20 protein-coding genes and 9 pseudogenes are annotated in these 22,476 nt (G+C 69.8%); 20 read left to right on the top strand and 9 right to left on the bottom strand.

Annotated elements, in window-relative coordinates; all coding sequences use genetic code 11:
* Nucleotides 1-25: 25 nt before the first annotated feature.
* Nucleotides 26-302, top strand: a pseudogene (locus CEB94_RS42100) (serine protease); the annotation flags it as partial.
* A gap of 157 nt (nucleotides 303-459) precedes the next feature.
* Here the strand turns inward: CEB94_RS42100 and CEB94_RS01145 are convergent.
* Nucleotides 460-942, bottom strand: coding sequence for a GNAT family N-acetyltransferase (locus CEB94_RS01145; protein WP_175430358.1), 483 nt, complete (start codon nucleotides 940-942; stop codon nucleotides 460-462).
* A gap of 219 nt (nucleotides 943-1,161) precedes the next feature.
* On the opposite strand from CEB94_RS01145, the pseudogene CEB94_RS01140 reads away from it, so the two are divergent.
* A pseudogene (locus tag CEB94_RS01140) lies at nucleotides 1,162-1,457 on the top strand (phytase); the annotation flags it as partial.
* 46 nt (nucleotides 1,458-1,503) lie between these two features.
* On the opposite strand, the pseudogene CEB94_RS01135 reads toward CEB94_RS01140, so the two are convergent.
* Nucleotides 1,504-1,938, bottom strand: a pseudogene (locus CEB94_RS01135) (fatty acid desaturase family protein); the annotation flags it as partial.
* A 40-nt stretch (nucleotides 1,939-1,978) separates the two neighbouring features.
* Nucleotides 1,979-3,502, bottom strand: a complete 1,524-nt coding sequence (locus tag CEB94_RS01130) for an alpha/beta hydrolase (protein ID WP_175430357.1) — start codon at nucleotides 3,500-3,502, stop codon at nucleotides 1,979-1,981.
* Between the two features lie 125 nt (nucleotides 3,503-3,627).
* Here CEB94_RS01130 and CEB94_RS01125 point away from each other — a divergent pair, with 125 nt between their 5' ends.
* Nucleotides 3,628-4,572 carry a MerR family transcriptional regulator gene (locus CEB94_RS01125; protein WP_175436832.1) on the top strand — a complete coding sequence of 315 codons (945 nt, stop codon included), beginning with the start codon at nucleotides 3,628-3,630 and terminating at the stop codon, nucleotides 4,570-4,572.
* Between the two features lie 46 nt (nucleotides 4,573-4,618).
* On the opposite strand, the pseudogene CEB94_RS01120 reads toward CEB94_RS01125, so the two are convergent.
* Nucleotides 4,619-4,912, bottom strand: a pseudogene (locus CEB94_RS01120) (peptide synthetase); the annotation flags it as partial.
* On the opposite strand from CEB94_RS01120, the gene CEB94_RS01115 reads away from it, so the two are divergent.
* Nucleotides 4,829-5,239 carry a 2-oxo acid dehydrogenase subunit E2 gene (locus CEB94_RS01115; RefSeq protein WP_425472532.1) on the top strand — a complete coding sequence of 137 codons (411 nt, stop codon included), beginning with the start codon at nucleotides 4,829-4,831 and terminating at the stop codon, nucleotides 5,237-5,239. The pseudogene CEB94_RS01120 and the gene CEB94_RS01115 sit on opposite strands and share 84 nt — an antisense overlap.
* Nucleotides 5,240-5,502: 263 nt before the next feature.
* On the opposite strand, the gene CEB94_RS01110 is transcribed toward CEB94_RS01115, so the two are convergent.
* Nucleotides 5,503-6,336 carry a PIG-L family deacetylase gene (locus CEB94_RS01110; RefSeq protein WP_175430356.1) on the bottom strand — a complete coding sequence of 278 codons (834 nt, stop codon included), beginning with the start codon at nucleotides 6,334-6,336 and terminating at the stop codon, nucleotides 5,503-5,505.
* Between the two features lie 584 nt (nucleotides 6,337-6,920).
* On the opposite strand from CEB94_RS01110, the pseudogene CEB94_RS42095 reads away from it, so the two are divergent.
* From CEB94_RS42095 to CEB94_RS01080, 6 genes and pseudogenes are all read left to right on the top strand, one after another.
* Nucleotides 6,921-7,031: pseudogene (locus CEB94_RS42095) on the top strand (cupin domain-containing protein); the annotation flags it as partial.
* 722 nt (nucleotides 7,032-7,753) lie between these two features.
* Nucleotides 7,754-7,957: a polyprenyl synthetase gene (locus CEB94_RS01100; RefSeq protein ID WP_342789306.1), complete on the top strand. Its 204-nt coding sequence runs from the start codon at nucleotides 7,754-7,756 to the stop codon at nucleotides 7,955-7,957.
* A complete protein-coding gene (locus tag CEB94_RS01095) occupies nucleotides 7,950-9,002 on the top strand; it encodes a polyprenyl synthetase family protein (RefSeq protein WP_175430354.1) in 1,053 nt (350 codons plus the stop codon). Before CEB94_RS01100 ends, CEB94_RS01095 begins: the two co-directional genes overlap by 8 nt.
* A 60-nt stretch (nucleotides 9,003-9,062) precedes the next feature.
* A complete protein-coding gene (locus CEB94_RS01090; protein WP_175430353.1) occupies nucleotides 9,063-10,226 on the top strand; it encodes an oxygenase MpaB family protein in 1,164 nt (387 codons plus the stop codon).
* Between the two features lie 731 nt (nucleotides 10,227-10,957).
* Nucleotides 10,958-11,398, top strand: coding sequence for a VOC family protein (locus CEB94_RS01085; RefSeq protein ID WP_175430352.1), 441 nt, complete (start codon nucleotides 10,958-10,960; stop codon nucleotides 11,396-11,398).
* A gap of 17 nt (nucleotides 11,399-11,415) precedes the next feature.
* Nucleotides 11,416-11,601: a hypothetical protein gene (locus tag CEB94_RS01080; protein ID WP_175430351.1), complete on the top strand. Its 186-nt coding sequence runs from the start codon at nucleotides 11,416-11,418 to the stop codon at nucleotides 11,599-11,601.
* 65 nt (nucleotides 11,602-11,666) lie between these two features.
* Here CEB94_RS01080 and CEB94_RS01075 read toward each other — a convergent pair whose 3' ends face one another.
* Entirely contained in the window at nucleotides 11,667-12,137 is a 471-nt protein-coding gene (locus tag CEB94_RS01075) for a hypothetical protein (RefSeq protein ID WP_175430350.1), read from the bottom strand.
* 839 nt (nucleotides 12,138-12,976) lie between these two features.
* On the opposite strand from CEB94_RS01075, the gene CEB94_RS01070 reads away from it, so the two are divergent.
* The 4 genes and pseudogenes from CEB94_RS01070 to CEB94_RS01055 all read left to right on the top strand — a co-directional run.
* Nucleotides 12,977-14,107, top strand: a complete 1,131-nt coding sequence (locus tag CEB94_RS01070; protein WP_175430349.1) for a hypothetical protein — start codon at nucleotides 12,977-12,979, stop codon at nucleotides 14,105-14,107.
* Between the two features lie 38 nt (nucleotides 14,108-14,145).
* Nucleotides 14,146-15,669, top strand: coding sequence for a vWA domain-containing protein (locus CEB94_RS01065; protein ID WP_246111660.1), 1,524 nt, complete (start codon nucleotides 14,146-14,148; stop codon nucleotides 15,667-15,669).
* On the top strand, nucleotides 15,656-16,405 hold the full coding sequence (locus tag CEB94_RS01060; RefSeq protein WP_175430347.1) for a hypothetical protein: 750 nt from the start codon (nucleotides 15,656-15,658) through the stop codon (nucleotides 16,403-16,405). Before CEB94_RS01065 ends, CEB94_RS01060 begins: the two co-directional genes overlap by 14 nt.
* A pseudogene (locus tag CEB94_RS01055) lies at nucleotides 16,383-16,659 on the top strand (hypothetical protein); the annotation flags it as partial. The gene CEB94_RS01060 and the pseudogene CEB94_RS01055, both read left to right, overlap by 23 nt.
* Here CEB94_RS01055 and CEB94_RS40570 read toward each other — a convergent pair.
* A pseudogene (locus CEB94_RS40570) lies at nucleotides 16,625-16,854 on the bottom strand (MerR family transcriptional regulator); the annotation flags it as partial. The pseudogenes CEB94_RS01055 and CEB94_RS40570 sit on opposite strands and share 35 nt — an antisense overlap.
* A gap of 88 nt (nucleotides 16,855-16,942) precedes the next feature.
* On the opposite strand from CEB94_RS40570, the pseudogene CEB94_RS41825 reads away from it, so the two are divergent.
* A pseudogene (locus tag CEB94_RS41825) lies at nucleotides 16,943-17,029 on the top strand (IS5/IS1182 family transposase); the annotation flags it as partial.
* 113 nt (nucleotides 17,030-17,142) lie between these two features.
* Here CEB94_RS41825 and CEB94_RS01050 read toward each other — a convergent pair.
* Together CEB94_RS01050 and CEB94_RS01045 are read right to left on the bottom strand one after the other, a co-directional pair.
* On the bottom strand, nucleotides 17,143-17,901 hold the full coding sequence (locus tag CEB94_RS01050; RefSeq protein ID WP_175430346.1) for an alpha/beta fold hydrolase: 759 nt from the start codon (nucleotides 17,899-17,901) through the stop codon (nucleotides 17,143-17,145).
* 724 nt (nucleotides 17,902-18,625) lie between these two features.
* A complete protein-coding gene (locus CEB94_RS01045) occupies nucleotides 18,626-19,063 on the bottom strand; it encodes an arsenate reductase ArsC (RefSeq protein ID WP_175430345.1) in 438 nt (145 codons plus the stop codon).
* A 101-nt stretch (nucleotides 19,064-19,164) separates the two neighbouring features.
* On the opposite strand from CEB94_RS01045, the gene CEB94_RS01040 reads away from it, so the two are divergent.
* The 5 genes and pseudogenes from CEB94_RS01040 to CEB94_RS01025 all read left to right on the top strand — a co-directional run bounded on the left by CEB94_RS01040 (nucleotide 19,165) and on the right by CEB94_RS01025 (nucleotide 22,461).
* Nucleotides 19,165-19,473 carry an ArsR/SmtB family transcription factor gene (locus tag CEB94_RS01040; RefSeq protein WP_175430344.1) on the top strand — a complete coding sequence of 103 codons (309 nt, stop codon included), beginning with the start codon at nucleotides 19,165-19,167 and terminating at the stop codon, nucleotides 19,471-19,473.
* Nucleotides 19,470-20,576, top strand: a complete 1,107-nt coding sequence (arsB, locus tag CEB94_RS01035) for an ACR3 family arsenite efflux transporter (protein ID WP_175430343.1) — start codon at nucleotides 19,470-19,472, stop codon at nucleotides 20,574-20,576. Before CEB94_RS01040 ends, arsB begins: the two co-directional genes overlap by 4 nt.
* A 7-nt stretch (nucleotides 20,577-20,583) precedes the next feature.
* A pseudogene (locus CEB94_RS40565) lies at nucleotides 20,584-21,330 on the top strand (pyridine nucleotide-disulfide oxidoreductase); the annotation flags it as partial.
* Between the two features lie 73 nt (nucleotides 21,331-21,403).
* Complete coding sequence (locus tag CEB94_RS01030) at nucleotides 21,404-21,739, top strand: ArsR/SmtB family transcription factor (RefSeq protein ID WP_175430342.1); 336 nt, start codon at nucleotides 21,404-21,406, stop codon at nucleotides 21,737-21,739.
* 2 nt (nucleotides 21,740-21,741) lie between these two features.
* Nucleotides 21,742-22,461, top strand: a complete 720-nt coding sequence (locus CEB94_RS01025) for a cation efflux transmembrane domain-containing protein (protein WP_175430341.1) — start codon at nucleotides 21,742-21,744, stop codon at nucleotides 22,459-22,461.
* The last annotated feature ends 15 nt before the right edge of the window (nucleotides 22,462-22,476 follow it).

The following is a 22,476-nucleotide window of genomic DNA, read 5'->3' as shown; positions in this document are numbered from 1 at the left end:
GTTGAGGGGACTGATGGTGAGTACGGGTTCCAGCAAGGACGTCATCGCGCTGATACGCCTGGACCGCCCGGTCGCCCAGCAACCCGTCAAGATCTCCGAGCAGCAGGGCCGCCTGGCACACCGACCCGGCTCCTGGGCTCGGCCCCACCGTCGATGCCGAGTTCCAGTTCCCGGACCGGCTGCAGGAGCTGAGCGCCCGCAGGGGCGCCGAGTCCGAGTGCGCACCGGGCTACGCGGACCGGACCCCGCTGTGGCTGATGACCACCGTGCCCCATGCCATGGCGGGGCCGCAAGGCCGGTGGCGGGCGCCGCGTGGCTCGTCTTGGACCGCTCACCGCTCGGGCGGTATTCGCAGTCTCGTGGCGGTCGGTGGTACATGGTCCGGTCGCGTCAGTGTCGTGAGGGTCAGCTCGCATCCACGCAAGGAGCTCGGTTCGGCACTCACAGGATGGTCGGCACTTACGGGATCAAGAACTCCAGCTCGGGCCGGTCCCAGGCCACCGCGGGCGGATTCGCGGAGGCGGTCCCGGTGAGCAGCGCGCCCACGCTGCGGTAAAAGCCCTCCGCGGGGGGATGCGACACCACCCGGACCCGGTCCAGCCCCGCCGCGCGAGCCTCGGACCTCATGTGCTCGACGAGCAGCCGCCCGATGCCACGGCCCTGCCTCCCGTCCTCGACGAAGAGCAGGTCCAGCTCCGCCGGCACGAGGATCAGCGCGTAGAAACCGAGCACCCGGCCCGCGCTGTCATCGGCGTCGACGGCCACGAAGACCCGATGAGTTTCGATGTAGTCGGGCCCGACGCGGTAGTCCGCGACCATCGCCGCGTACTGGCCCTCGTAGGCGCGCGAGCCGCGCACGAGTCGCGTGAGCCGCTTGGCGTCCCGGGCGACGGCCCGTCGTATGACGATCTCACCACGCGCGGACGTAATACTCGACTTCATGGGGAGCATATTACGCAACCGGAAGAGGCCGGGGTGCCCCGCTGTGCACCGGGCGACCCGGCACGTCAGAGGAGCCCGCTACGGCGTGGACGCCGGGCGCGTGCGCTCCCGGCGCCCACCCGGCGTCGAAGTCCACCGCGCACCACGGCCGCGCCCAGGTCGTCCGCCGTGCATGTCGCGCCGGGCGGACGCGTCCGATGCCCACTCCCCGTCAGAGCCCTCTTCCCCTCCAGCCAGGGCGACGACACCTTCGCCCTGTACGACCGTGAGGTGAGCGAGGGCGACGAGTACGAGGGCGGATTCCGCGTCGGCGCGGCCTCGGCGACCCTCGACGGGTCGGAGGAGGCGACGGCGCTGCTGTACTGAACGCACCGCTCGGCAGCCGCTTCCCGGACGGCCTGCTGGTCGTCCAGGACGGTCACGACACCCCTGAGGTCCCCGACGGAGAGGGCGGCACGCGCACCGCGACCGGCTTCAAGTTCCTCGACCTGCGCGATGTGGTGGATGCCGCGGACCCTTTTGTCGTGAGGCCGTCTGTTCGCAGCCGGGCTGCCCGCCGGGTCAGTCCTCGGCCGGGGAGCGCAGCGGCTCGCCGACGCTCCTGAGGTGGCGCAGCGCTTCCCGGTGCGAGGCGATCAGTCCGGTCCGGTGGTACGGGATGCCCAGCTCCGCGCAGTACCGCTCGGTGATGATTTGCGCCCTGGTGAGGGCAGGCGTGGGCATACTGGGGAAGAGGTGGTGTTCGATCTGGTAGTTGAGCCCGTCCATGAAGGCGTCGACCAGTACGCCGCCCCGGACGTTGCGCGAGGTGAGGACCTGGCGGCGCAGGAAGTCCAGCCGGGTCCCCTCCTCGATCATCGGCATGCCCTTGTGGTTGGGCGCGAACACCGAACCCAGGTAGATCCCGAACAAGCCCTGGTGGACGGCGAGGAAAAGGAGCGCCTTGGCGGGGGAGAGGACGGCGAACAGGCCGCCGAGATACACCGCAAAGTGCGCGCCCGGGCCGGCTGCGGACGCGTCGCTGTGGCCGGCGCCGTCAGCTGGTCAGGTGGGTGACCACCGAGCGCATCGCATGGTGCAGCGCCGGGACCGTCTCCTCCGGTGCGTCGAGGGTTTCGAACCCATGGTGGCCGTCAGGGACGTCGACCACTTCGAGTCGCGCCGCACAGTCGTTGGCCGCGGTCACGAACGCAGCGACGGTCGCGGCGATCTCGGGTGTCTCTCGCCCTGCGCGGAGGAGGACGACGGGCAGGGCCCCTGCCTGCTCGACCGCCCTGGCGGGTTGGAAGCGGCTGCCGACCAAGCCCCAGGCGGGAAGGGGGGCCAGGACGGGGTAGGAGGCGGCCAGGCAGCGCAGCCAGGCGGGGGGCTGTGTCAGCCAGTCCGTGGTGAGGAGGCCACCGCCGGAGAAGAACCACAGCGCGATCCGGTCGGCGTCCACCCGGGCATCGGCCCGCACCAGTTCCACGGCGGCGGCGATGTCCGCGGCGGCACGTTCGTAGTCCGCGACGTCGTGGAGGCTGTGGTCGAGGGTCGCGCCGACCATGCCCTCGGCGGCGGCCAGGCGGGCATAGCCCACCAGGGTCGGCCACTCACGTGGACGTGGCCGCGCTCCGGCGGGCACCGGCCCGCCGTGGACGAAGACCACGGCCGGTCGCGGTCCCTCGCCGTCGGGGACGTACAGATCGACATGACCTTGGCGGTCGCGAGGCAGCTCGGGCACGTCCACCGGGAACGGGCGCAGGTGGGCAGGCACCGGCGCATCGTCGCCGACCGGCCGCAGGCGGTGCCCGTCACCGGCCGCGGCCCGCAGCAGGACGTCAGTCAGTGCGGCGGGGCAGGACAGCATCGGCCAGTGCCCGGTGGGAAGCTCGAAGAAGGTGACCTGAGGTTCGGTCAGGACGGCCAGCGCGGGGTCGCCGAAGTCGACAAGCCTCTGCACCAGGTCGATACTGGCGCCGTTCCGGGCGCACAGCACGCCGGTGATTGGAACCGCGGCCACCGCTCCGGTCAGCCGCAGCGGCTGAAGCAGGGTGCCCAGCGGCTGAGGCGTCGCCAGGGCGGTCAGCCGCTCCAGGGCCGCCTCGCCGACGCCGGCAGTGCTACCCCAGCGCTCCCACTCGTCAGGGGCCGGTGGCGCCAGCACGCCCTCGCGCTCGCCTGCCTCGGCGTGTTCGGTTAGCTGCGCGCGCAGCGCCTGGTCCGGTACGGCGACCAGCGCCGGAACACCGTTCTGCGGCATCCCGCAGTCCAGGTACACGACGCGTGCGACGCGCTCTGCCCGCCGGTCAGCGGCGCCGAGCACCGGGTGGATCCCGTAGTCGTGCCCAACGAGTACGATCTCCTGCCCGGACGTCACGTCCACCGCGTCGATCGCCGCGATCACATCCTCGATGTGGGTTTCCAGACCGACGTGCGTCGGCGTGGCGGGCCGGGACGGGTCGACGCCCGTCAGCGGGACCGCGTGTGCCGAGCTGCCCGCCGCGACAAGCCGCGCGACCGTCTCCTGCCAGACATGGGCTCCGGTGAACACACCCGCCACCATGATGAACACGTGCACAAATCCCTCCCCGGGGTCGTCACATGGCGCCGCGCCCGGTCGCGTACGCCATTTCGTCCGCGGACCACGGCCTATGCCCGGCCCGCGCACCGGTACCGTAGGAACTCCCCTTAAGGGAGGTTCAACTGTCCACTTCGCACGAGCTGTTGTGGAGCATCGGGGAGCTCGCCGAGCGCGCCGGTGCCACCGTGAAGACCGTCCGCTTCTACTCGAACCAAGGCCTGCTTCCCGAAGCCGCCCGCAGCAGTGGCGGACATCGCCGCTACGGCCCTCCAGCACTGGAGCGACTGCAGCTGATCCGCTCCCTGCGCACCCTTGACCTGCCCCTGCCCGAGGTACGCCGCATCCTCGAGGACGAAGGCGCGGCCGGCCGTACGCTGGAGAGCGCCCTCGACAGCCGCCTGCGCGAGTTCGGCGATGAGCTGAAGGTCCTGCGCTGGCGGGAAGCGGCACTCCAACTGGTGCGGGACTGCCCACCGCCTCAGCGCGCCGGCCGGCTGATGCTGCTCAGTGCGCTGAACACCCCGCCGAGCACCGCACCACTGGCCAGGTTCTGGCGCACCTGGCTGCCACCACGGATGCCGCGCCAGACAACTGCGGCATTTCTGGAGGTGGCCGTCCCCCAGCCGCCCGACGAACCGCACCCGTCCCAGGTACTCGCCTTCGCCCGGCTGCACGCGATGACGACGGCTTCCTGTCCAGACGGTCGGCAGCCCCAACCGGAGGTGCACCGGGTAGCAGGGGCCCGCGGCGCCGCCCTGCTGTACGCGGGCCTCATGGAAGCATTCGAACTCGCGGCCCCACACCTGCGCAGCGCACACGACCCGCATCCGGGCGAGTCCCTGGACGCCTACGTCGCGGCATACGCGAGCGCCTACCGCAGCCGCGACACACGCGAGTTCCGCCGCTTGCTGGCCGCCCGCCTGTCGGTCGAGCCGCGCCTGGACCGATACTGGGACCTCACCGCCGTCGTCCTGACTCCGCCGGGCAGCCGCCCGCAGCCGACCCCGGGCTCCACGGACGACTGGCTGCGCACGGCACTGCGGCTGGACAATGCCGAAGCAGCGTGAGCCACGTCCCATGAGGCACCCGGCGGATGCCCTTCCTGCTGCTGCGGTTGTCGCGGCGTACGACGACGGCCGCCGTGCGCACGTCGGGGTCCTCCAGCAGGGCGGAGCGGATCTCGTCGAGTTCGACGCGGAAGCCGCGGATCTTGACCCGGCCGTCGATACGGCCGAGGTGTTCGAGGCGTCCGTCCGGGCGCAGGCGGCCGAGGTCGCCGCTGCGGTACATCGTGCCGCCGGTGAAGGGGTCCGGTACGAACCGCTGGGCCGTCAGTTCCTCCTGGCACAGGTAGCCGAGTGCCACGCCGGCACCGCCTACGCAGATCTCGCCCGCGACTCCAGGGGCAGGAGTCTTCCGTACCGGTTCAGTGCCCGGCGTGACGCGGTCCCCGCCGCCCACCTCGCCGGCGGCACCTTCACCCTCAACAACTACGGTCCCCTCGGGGTCGACGGTGCCACCCCGATCCTCAACCACCCCCAGACGGCGATGCTCGGCTTCGGCCGCCTCGTCGACCGTCCCTGGGCGGTGGACGGCCGCGTGGAGGTACGCAAGGTCGTTCACCTGTCTCTGACCTTCGACCACCGCGGCTGCGACGGCGGCACGGCGGCCGGATTCCTACGCCATGTGATCGCGCGCATCACTGCCGCGGAAGACCCCGCAACAAGCCAATGAGGCCGCAGAACAGCTCGACGACGCCCACGGCATCACTGGCTGCCCCTCACGGCGGCCCCGACCTCGAGGCGGAGTTCGAGACAGCTCGACGGCGGCCGGCGTTCCTGCGGCCGGCTCCGGGAATGAGCTTCTGCTCGCCGATGCGGCGGGTCAGGAACCCGGCCGGCAGCGGGATGCCGAGGAAGAGACAAGCCTCCGGGTGCGTGACCCGCTCGATAGCGCCGTGCGGTCGATACGCATTCCCTGCCGGTCGGGCGGGCGGATCAGCGCAGTCCGGCGAAGAGATCGTTCTCGGGTATGGCCGCGCCGGTGGCATCCTGGACACGTACGAAGGTCTCCATGCCCATCAACTCGCCGAACCTCTCCTTGCCCATCCTGAGGAAGAAGATGTTCTCGCCTTGACTGGCGTGCGCGGCCAACGCGTCGAACTTCTGACCGCTGAACGCGGTGGTGTCCACCCACGTGGTGATCTCATCGTCGGGGAGGCCGATCTCGGCCATCGCGGCGGCCTCGGCAGGATCCGGCTCCGGCATGTCCTCATGAAACTCGCGCATGATTTCGCCGAACCGCTGCATCATCGAGCGGGGCATCGTGGTCCAGTACACCTTCGGTGTCAGCGCGGTCATCTCCAGCGCCGCCATCGTGATGCGGTGGGCCTGGATGTGGTCGGGGTGGCCGTAGAAGCCGTTCTCGTCGTAGGTGACGACCACATCGGGTCGGTAGTGCCGCATGAGTTCCGCGAGTCGGGCCGCGCCTTCCTGCACGGGGGTCTGCCAGAAGGATCCGGGGGCGTCGTTGCTGGGCCAGCCCATCATCCCGGAGTCGGCATAGTGCAGCATCTCCAGATCGCTGACCGCCAGGACGTCACAACTCGCCTCAAGTTCTTGGCGGCGCATCGAGGCGACCGCCGCCGGATCGTGCCCGGGATCGCCCGGCTTGACACCGCTCGGTCCGTCACCGCAACCGCCGTCGGTACACGTCACGAGGACCGTGCGGATGCCCTCCGCCGCGTACCGCGCGAGGACCCCTCCGGTTCCGGTGGCCTCGTCGTCGGGGTGGGCGTGTACTGCCATGAGCGTCAACGGCCGGTCAGTCATGAAGGTGTCCTCCTGCAGAAATACGTCTTGGTACGAGTGCGCGGCGGGCGTACCGCGATCCTGGGACCCGGATCCTGGTAGGGCGGACGACCTTGTGGTCCCCGTGTTCCCCGCTCGTGCGGCGCCGGTCCTCGGTCGATGCAACCGCGCCGGCCGGGCCGGTTGTTCCCGGCGCGGCGGCTTGGCCTTCCAGACTTCGGCGTGTCAACGCGAACGAGGTACAGGTGCGACCTGTCATTCCGCTTCCACGTGCGGCACAGCAGGGGCGGGCCTGAGGCCCTGTCCGGGGAAGTCACAGGGCCATGAAGGGTGAGCCCACCTGAGCCGGGTCACCTGCGGGCCCGGATGAGGATGGCAGGGGGAGTGCGGCCTGGTAAGCGATGGCGAGCTGGTCCGCCCGCAGGGCCGGACCGCGGTGGCCGGAGTGAAGCGTCCCCGGGTTGCCCGCCGCCGGGCCCGTGGCAAGACGGACCACTCGGCGTAGACGCGCAGGACCCGGCGACGCTGCGTCGGTGCAGACGGCACCGCCCGGGGCTCTGCGGAGGAACCGGTGACGGCCCCTGATCACGGCCCAGGTCCGGTTCCACAACGGCGAACAGTGGACCAGGGGCGGCGACGGAGACTTCCTCTACGTGCCCGCCGGCGGCCTGCACGCCTTCCAGAACGACGCTGACGAGCCGCTGTCCATGCTCCTCGGCGCCGACGGTCTTCGGTCCCATGTCGACCTTGTACAAGCCGTACTCGCCGCCGGTGGTCTCCTCGGTGGCTACGCAGCTGATGTTGGAAGCGCCGATGAAGCCGGTGTCGGGCTCCTCTGGTGCGGGGCGGTAGCGGGGGAGAGGCCGGCGGTGAAGGGGACGTCGTCGAAGCCCACGACGGGGGCGTGGCGTGTGTATACGCCCCGGGCAGCCAGCGGAAGCCTCGGCACCACCGGCCACTTCCGCCTCGTGCAGTCGGTCGACTTGTTCGACTGACACCACCGGGGGAGGCCTGCCGCTCGGTGCGACGAGCCAAGCTGTCGGCACGTGGCGCCTTCTCTTCCCGGTGGTGTTCGCACCGGACACGCGGGCACGCCCCGGACCGCGTGTCCGGCACGGCGCCCTCCCGCGGTTGGTGACGTGAGCCGACGGAGCACGGCCGCTGACGTGCGCTCAGGTCCACCGCGCCGGCACGGAGCTGAGCGCGGGTCGCGGGCAACGGAAACCAGACGTACATCCGTTCGAGCTGATCACTCGTTGCGGTAAAGCGGTCCTGGCGCTGTGATCACGCCGCCATGCTGGTTCGACAGCCGCTGTGAGCCGGCGGGCCGGGGTGACGACGATGCAGGGGGTTCGGCGACATGACACACATTCCACGGAGCGGGCCACGTCTGGATGAGCAGGCGGTTCTGATCGTGGCGGGTCTGGCGGACCTCGCGGTGAGCACGATCAGTTCGGCTGCCGGAACGCTGCAGCAGCTCCTGCGCCGCTCCGACGGGCCGGAGATCGCGCGGGATGCGCAGCAGGACCTGGTCGCCCGCGGCCGTATCGTCCTCGATCGCGCTGCCGCCTCGCCGGCACCTCTGGAAGCGCTGGCCCAGCAAGCCCTCGCCCGTCAGGCAGCCTCCGTCGGCGATGTCTGAGCGCTGGGCACGGTCTGCGTTCAAGGAACGCATCGACACCCTCCTTGCCGACTTCCTGGCGGAGGAAGCCGAGCACCTGCTCGCGATCGACGACGCGCTGCGGCCGGTTGCCGAGCAGCTGCAGGCGGCGGCGGGGCACGGCAAGCGACTGCGGGCGGCCTTCTGCTACTGGGGGTGGCGCGCGGCCGGCCAGCCAGACAGCGACCCACTGATGCGAGCGGCCGCCTCCATGGAACTGGTTCATGCCGCGGCGATCGTCCACGACGACCTCATCGACGACAGCCCCCTGCGGCACAGCCTGCCCACCGTTCACGTCGCCCTGCAAACCTCGCTCGCAGCCCGCCCGCGGAAGCGCGCCGCCGCCCGTTCCCTCGCCATGCTGGTCGGTGACCATCTGATGGCGCTGGCGGGGCAGCTGTTCGCCACCAGCGGTCTGCCCGCCGCCTACCTCGCCCGGGCTCGGCCGATGTGGGCGCAGCTCGCCCGCGAGCTGATCGCGGGCGAATGCCTGGAGATCCTGAGCACCGGCAGCAACCCGGACACGGACGTGGCGCTGAAAGTGGTGCGCTACAAGACCGCCAAATACACCGTCGAACACCCCCTGCTCATCGGCGGCCTGCTCGCCGGCGCCGCCCCCGGGCTGCGTGACGGGTTGTCCTCCTACGGACTGCCGCTGGGGGAGGCGTTCCAGCTGCGCGATGACCTGCTCGGCCTGTTCGGCGAACCGGACCGCACCGGCAAGGCCGGACTGGACGACATTCGCGGACAGCGGCCCACCGTCCTGCTGGCCAATACTTGGCAGGCCGCCCTGCCCGCACAGCGTGAACGCCTCGCCGGCGTACTGGGACGCAGGGACCTCACCACCCAGCACCTCCAGGACGTGCGCGAGCTGATGATCGAGCTCAAGGCACCGCAAGAGGTGGAAAACATGATCACCACCCGGGTGCAGGAAGCCGTCAGCCACCTGGACGGGCTCGATCTGCCCCTCCACGCACGGCGGGCGTTGACCGATCTCGCCCGCTCGGCCACCGACCGCCGCCACTGACCCGCCCTCCCGAGAGGCTGCCAGCCATCGTGCCGGGGCCTGCTGACAAGGACTGCAGTCATGACCTACACCGAGGCATCCATGAACACGCTGCGCCAGGCTGGTGACGAACTCGCCGACGCCGTCGTGGCCAACCTGTTCGAGCGTGGCGAGGTGGGCAAGTTCAACACGCTGATGCGCTACGTCTCCACCGCCGGCGCCCCCCTCCCCGACGGGCTGCCCGACATCGCCCGCGCCTACCTCGAGGCCACGAGTGCGCCCCCGGCGTGGGTGGACTGGGCGGAGATGGAGAAAGCACGGCTGTTCTTCATCGACAACAACGTCCACATCTCCACCGCCCTGTCGTTCGCCTCCATGCCCGCCTGCTACATCGTCCCGCACGTGGCGAAACTGCTGTCGGCCACACACGGGCTGAACTACCCGTCCAAGCGGATGGCGGAGACCGGCCAGTTCACCGTCTACCTCATGCAGCCCGACGCCTTCGAAGCCGGCAGCCGCTTCCTCCCGGCAGCGCAGAAGGTGCGCTTGCTGCACGCCTCGATCCGCCACCATCTCAAGCGGGAAGGCCACTGGGACACCGGGACACTGGGGACGCCGATCTGCCAGGAGGACATGATCGGCGGGCAGATGTTCTTCTCCCTGCTCGTCCTGGACAGCCTTCACCGGCTCGGCATCCACATGTCCACCGAGGGCGCCGAGGCCTACTTCTACGCCTGGCGCGTGGTCGGCGCGATGCTCGGCGTCGACCAGGAAGCCGTGCCGAGGACGCTGGAGGAAGCGCGGCAGTTCCTGGACCTGTACATGATCCGGCACATGGGCCCTTCGGACGAGGGAGCCCACCTGACCCGGCAACTCATCGACCTCTACGAGGAGGTCGTGCCCGGCACGTTCTTCGATCCCATCGTCTCCGCCCTGATCCGCTACCTGATCGGCGACACGTGTGCCGACTGGCTGCAGGTGCCCCGCACGGCCTGGGACAGCGTGGTCAAGGTCGTGCCGAGCCTGCTGGGCGTGCTGGAGACGATCGAGGACCGTTCACCGGTGGGCGCGTGGGCCCTGGACCGCCTCGGCCACCTCACCACCATCCTCGAGCTGTCCTCCCTGACCCGCGGCCGTGTCATGCACTACGCCATCCCCGAGCAACTGAAGAAGGACTTCGGCGTCACGGGCATTGTGCCCCGCCCCCACCGATGGACCCCGCCCGCCCCCACCGTCACCCCTTGACGCGTTCGCCGTTGGCGGTGGTCGACCGGGACACGGGGGCCGGCGGGTTGCCCTCGGCCCGGTCCGCGAAGCTCAGTCGGCACGCACACGGCTGCCACCACACAAGTCGAACCAGACCCCTCCTTCACCTGGACAGTCAGCAGTCGGTGAAATCCGGGCGACCCCCTCGTCACCCTTCTTCCCCCGCCAGGCCTTCCCAGCAGCGGGTGGGTTCGGCCGCGATCCGGGCATCAGACCGGCGGCCGGCAGCGGCACCGGCGGCGACGGGGCGCCGCTGCAGAAGCGACTGACCCGGATCAAGACCGACCCCCCGACAGACAAGAAGGTCGGCGACTGCTCCGACGCGGGGCGCGATCGGGGCTCGGGTACGGGCGTGCTCAGCATCGTTCTGGAAGCGTCCACGTCACGCACCATGCCTTCCACGGCGGGCAGCGGTCGTTCGAGTGCTGTGGCGTCCTGGTTGACACGCGAGCAGTGGGCGGCCGTGCGAGCGTGGAGGGAGACGGCATCCGCAGAGTGCGCATGCGGGCACGGACAGTACGGAGCGTGGTCGTCTTGCGCCGCACCACTCGGTGGTGGCCCCTGGATCGCGGGTCTGCTGTAGCGGTGCTGAAGCGCGAGCCAGATTTTTCGGAGTTCGGTGGTCTGAGGATGTCGAGAACGTGCCACCGGCTCCGTCCCAGGGACATCAGCGGCCACGACCGGCCGCACGAGGGAGAAGGAGAACCAGCGTGGCGATTCAGCGGATGGACAACGTCGGCATCGTCGTGGAGGACATGGATGCCGCCATCGCGTTCTTCGTGGAACTCGGTATGGAGCTGGAGGGCAGGGCGGAGGTCGCGGGCCTCGTCGCCGACCAGTGCACCGGACTCGACGGCGTCCGCTGTGACATCGCGATGGTCCGGACCCCGGACGGTCACAGCCGGCTCGAGCTGGCGAAGTACCGCAGTCCCGGGGTGATCAGTGCCGGGCCGAGCAACCGGCCGCACAACGTGGTGGGCACGCACCGCGTCATGTTCGCCGTCGACGACGTCGAGGACACCGTTGCCCGCCTGCGCCCTCACGGCGGCGAACTCGTCGGCGAGATCGCCCGGTTCGAGGACAGCTATCTGCTCTGCTACGTCCGCGGCCCGGAGGGCATCATCGTCGGACTGGCCGAGCAACTGCGCTGAGAAGGAGGAACCGAACCATGCAGCCGAACGAGATCATCGAGGTTCTGATCCGCCCGAGCAGCCAGGAGCTGCCCCGCCGGGCCGGACGGCCGATGCTGAAGTACATACAGGCTCCGCCGCCGCCCGGCCCCCTTAAGGCTGGCCCTGAAGAGCAAGTAGCGATCACCGCTATTGCCTTTGCCCGTGGACGGCCGCGCCTGTGACGTGGAACGCACCGCTCCGCACCAATGCGCGCCGCTGAAACCGGGGGCCGCCGACCGGATGGCTGCTACCAGATTCCGCTCTGGATGTATGGATTCACGGCCCTGAAGCTGCTGTCATAGCTGGCCCTGAACACGTAGTTCGGGTCGGACTGGGTGAGCCACCCGGACGTGTGCGCATAGCCGGTGCCGTCCGACATATAGGTGCCGTCGACGAAGGACCAGGTTCTGCCACCGTCCCTGCTGATGTCCAGCCAGATCCAGCCGCGCGGGTCCCAGCCGGAGCCGACGAGCCGCCCCCAGCCGTACTGGTAGCCGTTGTAGTAGCCGGAGCGGAGCTCGATGCCGATGCTTCCACGCTGGTTGGGGGCGTGGGTCACGCGATTGGTGGTGGCCATCACCTGGTCGGTGTTGATCGTTCCGGGTGCCGCTTGCGCGGGTGTGGCGAGCGCTGCGACACCCAGCGCGCCCAGAGATCCCGCCACGGCGGCGGACCCGGCCGACCTCAGCAGCATCCTGCGGTCCATGGAGCGACTCATGGGTTCCCCTCGTTTCGTAAGTGAAGGCGTTGTCCTGTGGACGGCGTCCTGGACAGACCCTAACGAGGGAGCGGGCCCTGAGCTCCTGACAGATGTCAGGGCAACGCTGCCTGTCCAGGATTTGGTCGCGACTCACTCAGCACGCGAGCCCGGGTTCTCTTTCACCAGTGACTTCACCAGACAAGTCGAGCCGACGAGGTCGGCCTCATCATCGCTCTCCGATTACCGTCCAACGGACTACCCGCCCGCAGCGCCGGCAGCGATGGAGCAGAACATTGTTCCAGTAGGCCACCGAGTCCGATCCACAGGGACCATTCGTCACGGCCGGCTCTGCGGGGCGCCTCCGTCGGTGGGCGGTGGTGTCGCCATGAAGTCGGGGCCGAGTCCGTGCAGTCGTACGCGTGGCAATGTCGAGAGCCCACTCGCCGGCTACGCCGAAGAACCACTCCAGGCTCGGCAGCACCAGAGAAACCGGCTGCCGATGCTGCACGGCCCCTCGGCCCCTCGGCCCCTCGGTCACTGTCAACGACCGGTGCACGGCGCGGCGCCCCTGCTGCCTCAGCGCGACACCGGTGCGAGGGCGGCGTAGCCGACACAGAGCACGCCGGGGGCTATTTCCTGCATTGAACCGACGTTCCAGGAGGGGCCGTTGGGGGTACACCGGCATCACCGACGATCCTGGCCGGGGCCCACGGGGGAGCGCGCAGGTGTTACAGGGGGAGACGCAGGTGCCCGCGAACAGACCCGCTACCGAAGAGCCGCGGTTAACCGTCACCAGACCCCCGCGCCGACGCCTGCGCAGAGTGCTGGCGTCGGCGCTGCCCGTCCCGGTCGTCGGGATGGCCCTGCTCGTAGCCTCCGGGAACCTGCTTTTGCCGCTGCGGCAGGTGGTCACCATAGAGGCCAAGATGGCCTCGAAGAGGGACTTCTTCCAAGACCCCGTGGTCGAGCGGCTGCTGATGAAACACGGCTTCCGCGTGCACATCACCAACATGGGCTCGCGTGAGATCGCCAAGCAGGACTACGAGGGGTACGACGTCGTCTTCCCCTCCGGCCAGCCGGCCGCCGACCTGATCAGCCGGGAGCGCGCCCGGCTGAACCGTCCGGTGCTGCTGTATCGCCCGTTCGTCAGCCCCATCGTGCTGGCCACCTACCGGGACTACGCCGAGGTGCTCACGGCGGAAGGCGTCGCGAAGCGCCTGCCGGGCCCGGGCGGCAGGCCGATGTACTACACCCTCGACATGCGCAGGTTCCTCGACCTCGCGCGCGGCAAGAGGGAGAGCGACCAGCGCGATCCCGAGAACGGCTACCGCTGGGACGAGATCGACCCCGAGAACCACGTCCGCAACGGCAACAAGATCCTCGCCCAGACCCCGGACATCTGCGAGGCCAACTCGGCCGGCACCTACCTCGGGCTCGTGGCCTTCGTCGAGCACGGAAACGACGCACCGGACAACGCGGCCGAGGCCGAGCAACTCGCCCGGAAGATCAAGCCCCTCCTCGTCGAACAAGGACTGCCGTCCTCCGAACGGGCCGAAACGTATCTGTCCCCCGACGGGCCGAGCATCGCCCCGATCTCGGTGATCTACGAGCACCAGTTCCTCGCCCACCAGATCGAGCACGAGGCCGAACAGGGCGCGACGGACGACGAGCGCGTCCTGCTCTACCCGTCCACGCGCTTCGTCACCGAACCCCAGCTCGTCGCCCTGACCGGCGAAGGCGCCCGGCTGGGCGAACTGGTCAGCAAGGACCCCGAACTCCAGCACCGCGCCATGGAGTTGGGCTTCCGGGCCCGCAACGCCACCAGCGGCGCGAGCGGCGACGAGCTCACCCGGTTCCTCACCGAGCGGCAGATCCCGGTGCCCACCACCTCCTCCGACGACACCCGGGCGGTCCTGCCCAGCCTGTCCCTGCTGGAGAAGATGATCGAGACCGTCGGCGACTGCCCCGACCGGACGGGCGACCGGTGAGGCGCGGCGCGGGCCTGCCGGCGCTCTGCCTGGCGCTCGTGGCCACCGTTCTCACCGCCTGCTCGGGCGACGACGGCGACGACACGGTCCGGCTGCGCGTGATCGCCGGTCCGGACCTCGCCGTACTGGCCCCGCTGCTGGGAGAGCTGAAGGACGAGACCGGCGTCGACCTGCGCCTGGACCACCGGCCCGACGCAGAGACGAAGACCCCGGACCGCGACAGGTACGACCTCGCGTGGCTGTCCTCCGACAGCTATCTGCGCCTCACCCACAAGAACGCGATTCGAGGGCTCCAGCGAACGTCCACCATGACCTCCCCCGTCGTCATCGGCCTGAAACCGGACGTGGCGCGCAAGCTGCGCGCACAAGTGCCAGGCTCCCGGCTCACCTGGGCGGACATCGCGGACGCCGCCGCCGCGGGCACCGTCCGCTTCGGCATGGCCGACCCACGGCACGCCGGCAGCGGGCTCGCCGCCCTCGTCGGCGTCGCCACCGCCGCGGCCGGCACCGGAGCCGCGCTGCGCCCCGAGGACGTCTCCTGCGACCGGCTCCGCGGCTTCCGCTCCGGCCAGACCCTCACTGCCGACACCGGCCCCGCCCTCGTCGACTCCTACGTCGACCACCAGGACGAGGCCAACGCCCTCATCACGTACGAGTCCGATCTGCTCGCCCTCAACGCCACCGACCGCCTCGACGACCGCCTGGACGTCGTCCGCCCCGAAGACGGCATGGTCCTGGCGGACTTTCCGCTGCTCCTGCTGAACCCGGCCCACCGCACGGCGTTCGACAAGGTCACGCGATGGCTGCGGCGTGACTCGGTACAGCAGAAGATCATGCAGCACACTCTGCGCCGCCCCGTGAACACGACGGTCACCCGGGACGCGCGGCTGCGCGAACCGGTCGGCAACGCGCTCTTCTACCCCGACCAACCCGCCGTCACGGAAACCCTGCTGGCAGACTACGGTGACCCCGACCGCCGCACCACCAGCCAGGTGGTCTTCCTGCTCGACTTCTCCGGCTCGATGCGCGGCGCCCGGATGGCCGCCCTGCGCGAGGCCTTCGCCGGACTCAGCGGCGCGGACCCCTCCGCCTCCGGCAAGTTCACCCGCTTCTACCGGGGCGAGCGGCTGACCGTCGTCCGGTTCGGCGGCCGGGTGCTGGAGGAGAAGACCGTCACCGTCACGGGCCCGAAGGACCTGACGGCGCTCGCCGGCACCGTCGCCCGGGGCGGCTACGGGGACGCCACCGCCGTATGGTCCGCCCTCGACCACGGCTACCGCACCGCCGCCCGCGAGCTGGTCGCCGACCCCGACCGCTCCGTTTCACTCGTCCTGATGACGGACGGCGAGAACAACACGGGCCTGTCCCACACGGAGTTCGTGCGCCGCCACAAGGCGCTGCCCGCCGCCGTGCGCGCCGCCGTCCACACCTACCCCGTCCACTTCGGCGAGGCCGACGCAGGCGAACTGCGGCGCGCGGCGGCGAGGACGGGCGGGCGGATGGTGGATGCCGTCGGCTCGTCCCTTTCCGAGGCGTTCAAGGAGATCCGTGGCTGTCACTGACGCACTGTGGTGGAGCCTTTGGTGGCCGTGGATGACGGTCTGGCTGGTGACGGCCGCCGGTGCGGTGGTGCTCGCGGTGGTCCTGGTGCGCCACGCCCGGGAGCGGCGCAGGCACCTGCGGCGCTGGCAGTCGGCGTACAGCATCTGCCTCTACCTCGACGAGCAGGCGGTGATGGACCTGTACGAACTCGGCAACTACCGGTCCGCGCTCGAGGAGGCCGTTGAGCTGCGGACGAAGGTCGACACGAGTGTCGGCTTCTGGAGCCGGGTGCTGACCTGGCTGTTCCGGTTCCGGCTGAAACGGGACGTCAGCCAGGAGACGTTCCGCAAGTTCGTGCGCAAGGACAAACCGATCAACGTGATCGGCGTGGTCATGGAGGCCTTCGACCGGGCCGACGCCATCGTCCACGCCGACCTGACCACCCTGACTGTCGTCCCGAACCGGAACCTCGCCGACAACCTGACTGACGGCCGTGCGGTGACGCTGAGTCGCATCGGCGAATTCGTGTCGGTCAAGGGTGTGTTCACGGGCGTGCCGGACGTCGTGGAGGGATTCGTCCTGCGGGCCGAGTACGGCGCCGAGCTGCCTCCGGTGTACATGCGCGTCGTGGCCGCCGGGAACGCTCGCCGCTCGATCCCGGCCGGCACTTTCACGGCCCGTTGCCTTGGCAAGATGACCGGCTGGCGCGAGGACACCCGCGAGGTGACGCTGGAGGCGATCGCGATCTTCTGGTGACCGCCGCCGCTCACCTTCGCCATCACCGCAGGACAGGCACCGCCTGCGGCGGGACCGCCGAGGCGGACGCCCGCCCGGCTTCGGCACCGAGGCATACAAGCAGCGGAACACCGTCGAACAAACGCTGCATCAACCGCCTCAAGCAGTGGCGCGGCCTGGCCACACGATGCGTCAAACTCACCATCGCCTACCAGACCGGCCTCCGTTTCGCCGCCATCTCAGCTCTGCCACACGCATCGCCGGAATCCGTTTGATGACCACGTCGTCGGACGACATCTGTCCCTCACTCTCTATCATCCTGAGCCTCGCCTCGACCTGCGCCACCCCACCGCAGCGGCCGCCGTGGCCGACTCCAGCTCGGCCCGGCGCAACCGCAGCATCCCGCGCGACTCACCCGCGTCCAGCTCGCCATCGAGGATGGCGCGTACCTGATCCAGCGTGAGGCCGAGCTTCTGGCGTCTCGCCCGCGACCGTGTGCCGAGTGATCCGGCAACTCGGCCCGCTGCTCGTGCTGGAGCCGGCCCGTGCATCCGTCGGCGCGACTGCCGGCAACGGAGCGACGGCCTCCTCCATCACGCCGTCCAGGCCGTCGCCCGCATGCACCACCTCGTCCACGCCGCATGACCACACCCGCCCGCACGCCGCTCCGACCTGCGTGATCACGGCCGAAGGACGCCTACCCGTTCCGCAGTTGCCAGTCCGTGGCGGACGTTCGCCCTCTGAGGTTGCAGAGCAAGCTAGCTGAAGAACTGATGGACGCGGGAGGTGAACCATTCGGGTTGTGCCAGGTGCGGATAGTGCGTGCGGGTCGGTGTCTGCTCGGCCACGGCACCGGGGATGCGGTCGGTGAGCCAGTCGGCGTAGTCACCACCGGGATCGGTTCCGTGCAAGGACAGGTACGGCACATCGGGCGGGAGGCTCGTGGTGCGTCGAGACCACGCTGCCAGCGTGTCGGCGTCCCAATCAAGCAACGGGGCCCAAAACCCGTTGAACACCTCCTGGTCGAGGGTGCGGCGGCGCTCGATGTCGGCCACCAGCGCAGGGTCCAGTTCGCCGTACAGTGGGGCGAACACCGTACGGACGAAGTCCGCGAAGCCCTCTCCCCGCACGGCGGCGGCTATCTCCGCAGGCAGTGGACCGACCCGCAGCGACTGGTCGACATTGACCACGCCGCGGGTCGGGTAACGGGCTGCGTAGGCAGTCGCGATCACCCCGCCGAGGGAGTGACCGACGATGAACGGGCATTGGTCCCCGGCCAGGTCCTTGCCCAGCGACTCGATCAGCTGGTGGATGTCCTCCACCGACTCGTCGATCCCGTACGGCCGGGTCCGAGGCGAGTCGCCGTGGCCACGCAGGTCGACGCTCAGCACGCGGAAGTGCTGCTGCAGGTGAACGGGGTTCCAGAAGCTCCGGTTTTCGGTGATGCCGTGAACGGCCACGAGCAGCGGTCCCGTGCCGTCGAGGTCGTGGGCCAGCTGATTATTGTGGGGTGCCATAGTCACTCTCGGTCACGATGCGGGGTCGGCGGATCGGTGCCGGTCCCGAAACAGCCTATCCTCGGCCTCGAACGACGTCTCGAACTGGGTTGGCTCGCCCGGGAGTTGGACTGACGCAGGGGCGCGATGCACATAGCCGGCCACGGGCGGCTGGCTCCCCAGGCGTCCTCGTCTTCCCACCACAGTTCCCCGGGTGCACTGTCACCACAGCACTGGGGCTACCTGGCCGAGCAGGTCCCCAAGCGCAGGGAGGGCGGGGCTGCAAAGCGGGAGGTCATGGACAACGTCTTCCGCGTGCCGGCCGAGGAGGGCATCATCGCCGAGGCCGACGGCAAGGTGACCCTGCAAGCGCGGGCTCCCCACCCTCCGCGTGGCTGTCGACAAGAGCCGGTCAGGAGAGCGCTTCGACGAGCTCCTCATCGGCACCAAGGATGCTCAGGCGGCATCGGACGCGGTCGGTGCCCGCGGGGGTAGGCGAGGACAGCCGGCAGCATCTCGGTGCCGCGCCTGGAGCGCGGCACTACACGGCCTGCGCCGACGGAGAGCAGCGCCCGGAACCCGTCCCACTTCGGCTCGCCCGCCCAGCCCGGCGGCAGATCGGGATTGGGCACGGGCGTGCTCAGCCAACGGCTCCGGCAGCGTCCACGTCACACCGGATCCCTTCCACACGGCATCCGATGCTGCCGGGCGCCATCGTCCGGCCGAAGGCTGCAAGTGGCTCAGGTTACGACCTGCCCTCGGTCGGCCGGCTGGCGGTGGTCCCCGGGGTGATCTCGTCGATCAGGCCCTCGACCAGGGTCTTGATCGCGTCGCGGATGGGCCGGACGGCTTCCACGCCCTGGCCTGCCGGGTCCTCCAGCTTCCAGTCCAGGTAGCGCTTGCCGGGGAAGACCGGGCAGGTGTCGCCGCAGCCCATCGTGATGCACACGTCGGACTCTTTCACGGCATCGACGGTGAGGATCTTCGGGGTCTCGGCGGAGATGTCGATGCCGACCTCGGCCATGGCGGTGACGGCGGCCGGGTTGACCTCGGTGCCCGGGTTGGAGCCGGCGGAGCGGACCTCGACGCGGTCCCCGGCCAGGTGGGTCAGCCAGGCGGCGGCCATCTGGGAGCGGCCGGCGTTGTGGACGCAGACGAACAGCACGGAGGGCTTGTCGGGCACGGGGGGTCTCTTCTCAACGGCGGGCAGACGGGCGGGTGTCAGCGAGCCATGGCATCAGCGCCTGATGGTGTCAGCCATCACTGATGTGACAGTATCAGCGCATGATGACGTCAGTCGACACTGACCTGATCCGGGTTCTGGCCGACCCGCTCAGGCTCCAGATCGTGACCCTGCTGGCCCGCGAGACGCTGTGCACCACGCACTTGGTGGAGGAGACCGGCGCCCGCCAGACCAACCTCTCCAACCACCTGAGAGTCCTGCGCGAGGCCGGCGTGGTGGAGACGGAGCCGTGCGGCCGGTACACCTACTACCGGCTCAAGCCCGACGTCATCGCCACCCTGGCCGGACAGTTCGCCGACCTGGCCGAGTCCGCCCGCGCCGCCGCCGCCAACAAGAGGGCCTGCCCGTGACCCGCACCGAAGCACCCGCGACCACCGAGGAATCGTCCGTCGTCGCGAAGCTGTCGGCGCTCGACCGCTTCCTGGCCGTGTGGATCCTTCTTGCCATGGCCCTCGGTCTCGGGCTCGGCCGCCTGATCCCCGGCCTGAACGACGCCCTCGCCAAGGTGGAGATCGGCGGCATCTCACTGCCGATCGCTGTCGGCCTGCTGATCATGATGTACCCGGTCCTGGCGAAGGTCCGTTACGACAGGCTCGACGCCGTCACCGGCGACAAGAAGCTCATGGTCTCGTCGCTGGTCATCAACTGGATCCTCGGCCCCGCCGTCATGTTCGCCCTGGCGTGGATCTTCCTGCCGGACCTGCCCGAGTACCGCACCGGATTGATCATCGTCGGGCTCGCCCGCTGCATCGCCATGGTCATCGTCTGGAACGACCTGGCCTGCGGCGACCGCGAGGCAGCGGCCGTCCTGGTCGCCCTCAACTCGGTCTTCCAGGTCGTCGCCTTCGGACTGCTGGGCTGGTTCTACCTGGGCCTGCTGCCCGGCTGGCTCGGCCTCGGCGACGGCGAGCACCTCGACATCTCCATGTGGAAGATCGCCCTGAATGTCGTCATCTTCCTCGGCCTCCCGCTGCTCGCCGGGTTCCTCACCCGCCGCATCGGCGAGAAGAAGCTGGGCCGCGACCGCTACGAGTCCAGCTTCCTGCCGAAGATCGGCCCCTGGGCACTGTACGGTCTGCTCTTCACGATCGTCATCCTGTTCGCCCTGCAGGGGAAGACAATCACCTCGCAGCCGCTGGACGTGGTCCGGATCGCGCTGCCGCTGCTGGTCTACTTCGCCGTGATGTGGTTCGGCACTTTCGCGCTGGGCAAGGCCATCGGCCTCGCTTACGACCGCACCGCGACCCTCGCCTTCACGGCGGCCGGCAACAACTTCGAGCTCGCCATCGCGGTCGCCATCGCCACCTTCGGCGTCACCTCCGGCCAGGCCTTGTCTGGAGTTGTCGGCCCGCTGATCGAGGTGCCGGTCCTGGTCGCGCTCGTCTACGTGTCGCTGGCCTGGCGCAAGAAGTTCGCCGCCGCTACCGGCGAGGCGCTGGAGGCGACGCGGTGACCAGCCTGTGCACCGCGACGGCGGCAGGCTCCGGGTGGAGACCGACTACGGCGCGTGGCGGGCACGGGCGGTCATCAGCGCCCGGCACCTGGTCGCGTCCCTTCCCGCCCGCTGTTTCCCGGGGCGATACGTTCGCTGTTTCCCGGGGCGATACGTTCGCAGGCCGCCAGCTGCACATCGTCGGCTACCGCCGCCCGGCCGACTTCGCCGGCCTGCGTGTCGTCGTGGTGGGCGGGGGCGACTCCGGTGCGCAGATCGCCGCCGACCTCGCCCTCGCCGGAGTGCCGTTGACGTGGGTGACCCAGCGCCCGCAGCGCTACCTGGCGGACGACATCGACGGCCGGGTGCTGTTCGACGGGCCACCGCCCGTCGTCGCGCGCTCGATGAGGGGCGCACCGACACCGGCGGCGTCGCCTCCCTCGGCGACATCGTCGCCGTCCCTCACGTACGCGCAGTCCGGGATGCCGGTCTGCTGCAGTAGCGGCCGATGTGCACTCGGCTCACCGAGACCGGCTTCGAATGGACTGACGGCTCACGTGCCGAGGCCGACGCGGTGATCTGGTGCACCGGCTTCCGACCGGCGCTGTCCCACCTGATCCCGCTCGGCCTGCGGCAGGCACGTGGCCACATCCCGACCGAGAACTCGCGTGCCGTGGAAGAGCCGCGACTGCGTCTGCTCGGCTACGGCGACTGGACCGGACCCGCCTCGGCCGCTCTCATGGGCGTAGACCGTCCCGCACGTGAAGGAGCCCGCGGATGCGGGCAAGCTGCCGGGGATCAATCAGTACACGGTTTCCTGAATTCAGGAAACCGTGTACTTTGTGGCTGTGCTGACTGTTGCCTCCGATATCGAGGTGCTGGCCCGCTTCGGCCGCGCGCTCGCCGACCCGATCCGCTGCCGCATCCTGCTCGCCCTGCGCGAAGCCCCTGCCTATCCCGCCGACCTTGCGGACGCCCTCGGGATCTCCCGCACGAGGCTGTCGAACCATCTGGCGTGCCTGCGGGACTGCGGACTGGTCGTCACCGTGCCGGACGGGCGCCGCACCCGCTACGAACTGGCCGACGAACGTCTCGGCCATGCGCTGGACGACCTTCGCACCGCCGTGGTCGCCGTCGAGGCCGAGCGCACCTGCCCCGACGCCGAGACGAAGGGCTGCTGCTGACCATGAGCGCGGAGACATCGATATCGCTCGGCTCTGCCCCGGCCCGTCGGGAGGCGCTTGCCAGGCGGATACGGCTGCTGGTTGCGGCGACGATCACCTACAACGTCATCGAGGCGATCGTAGCCATCACCGCGGGCACGCTCGCCTCATCCACGGCGTTGATCGGCTTCGGCCTGGACTCCGTCATCGAGGTCTCTTCCGCCGCCGCGGTGGCCTGGCAGTTCTCCGCCCGCGAGCACGCCGTTCGTGAGGCCAGGGAGAAGACGACGCTGCGGATCATCGCGGTGTCGTTCTTCGCGCTCGCCGCGTACGTCACCGTCGATGCCGTGCGCGCCCTGGCCGGCACCGGCGAGGCCGAACGCTCCCTCCCTGGCATCGTGCTCGCCGCCCTCTCCCTGGCCGTGATGCCGTTCCTGTCCGCCGCGCAGCGCCAGGCCGGACGCGAACTCGGCTCCGCCAGTGCGGTGGCGGACTCCAAGCAGACCTTGCTCTGCACGTACCTGTCCGCCGTGGTCCTTCTCGGTCTGGTCCTCAACGCCACCCTCGGCTGGGCCTGGGCCGACCCGACCGCCGCCCTGGCCATCGCCGCCATCGCGGTGAAGGAAGGCCGCGAGGCCTGGCAGGGCAAGGGCTGCTGCGCAGCCCCCGCCGCGGTGGCGCCGCCCGCCGGCGCCGAGGCCGTCGCGTGTGGCTGCCGCCTCGGATGCGACTGCCGCTCGTGAACGTCTCGTTGCAGA

Source organism: Streptomyces hawaiiensis (assembly GCF_004803895.1).
Taxonomy (GTDB): domain Bacteria; phylum Actinomycetota; class Actinomycetes; order Streptomycetales; family Streptomycetaceae; genus Streptomyces; species Streptomyces hawaiiensis.
This window is presented reverse-complemented; position numbering and strand designations above follow the sequence as displayed.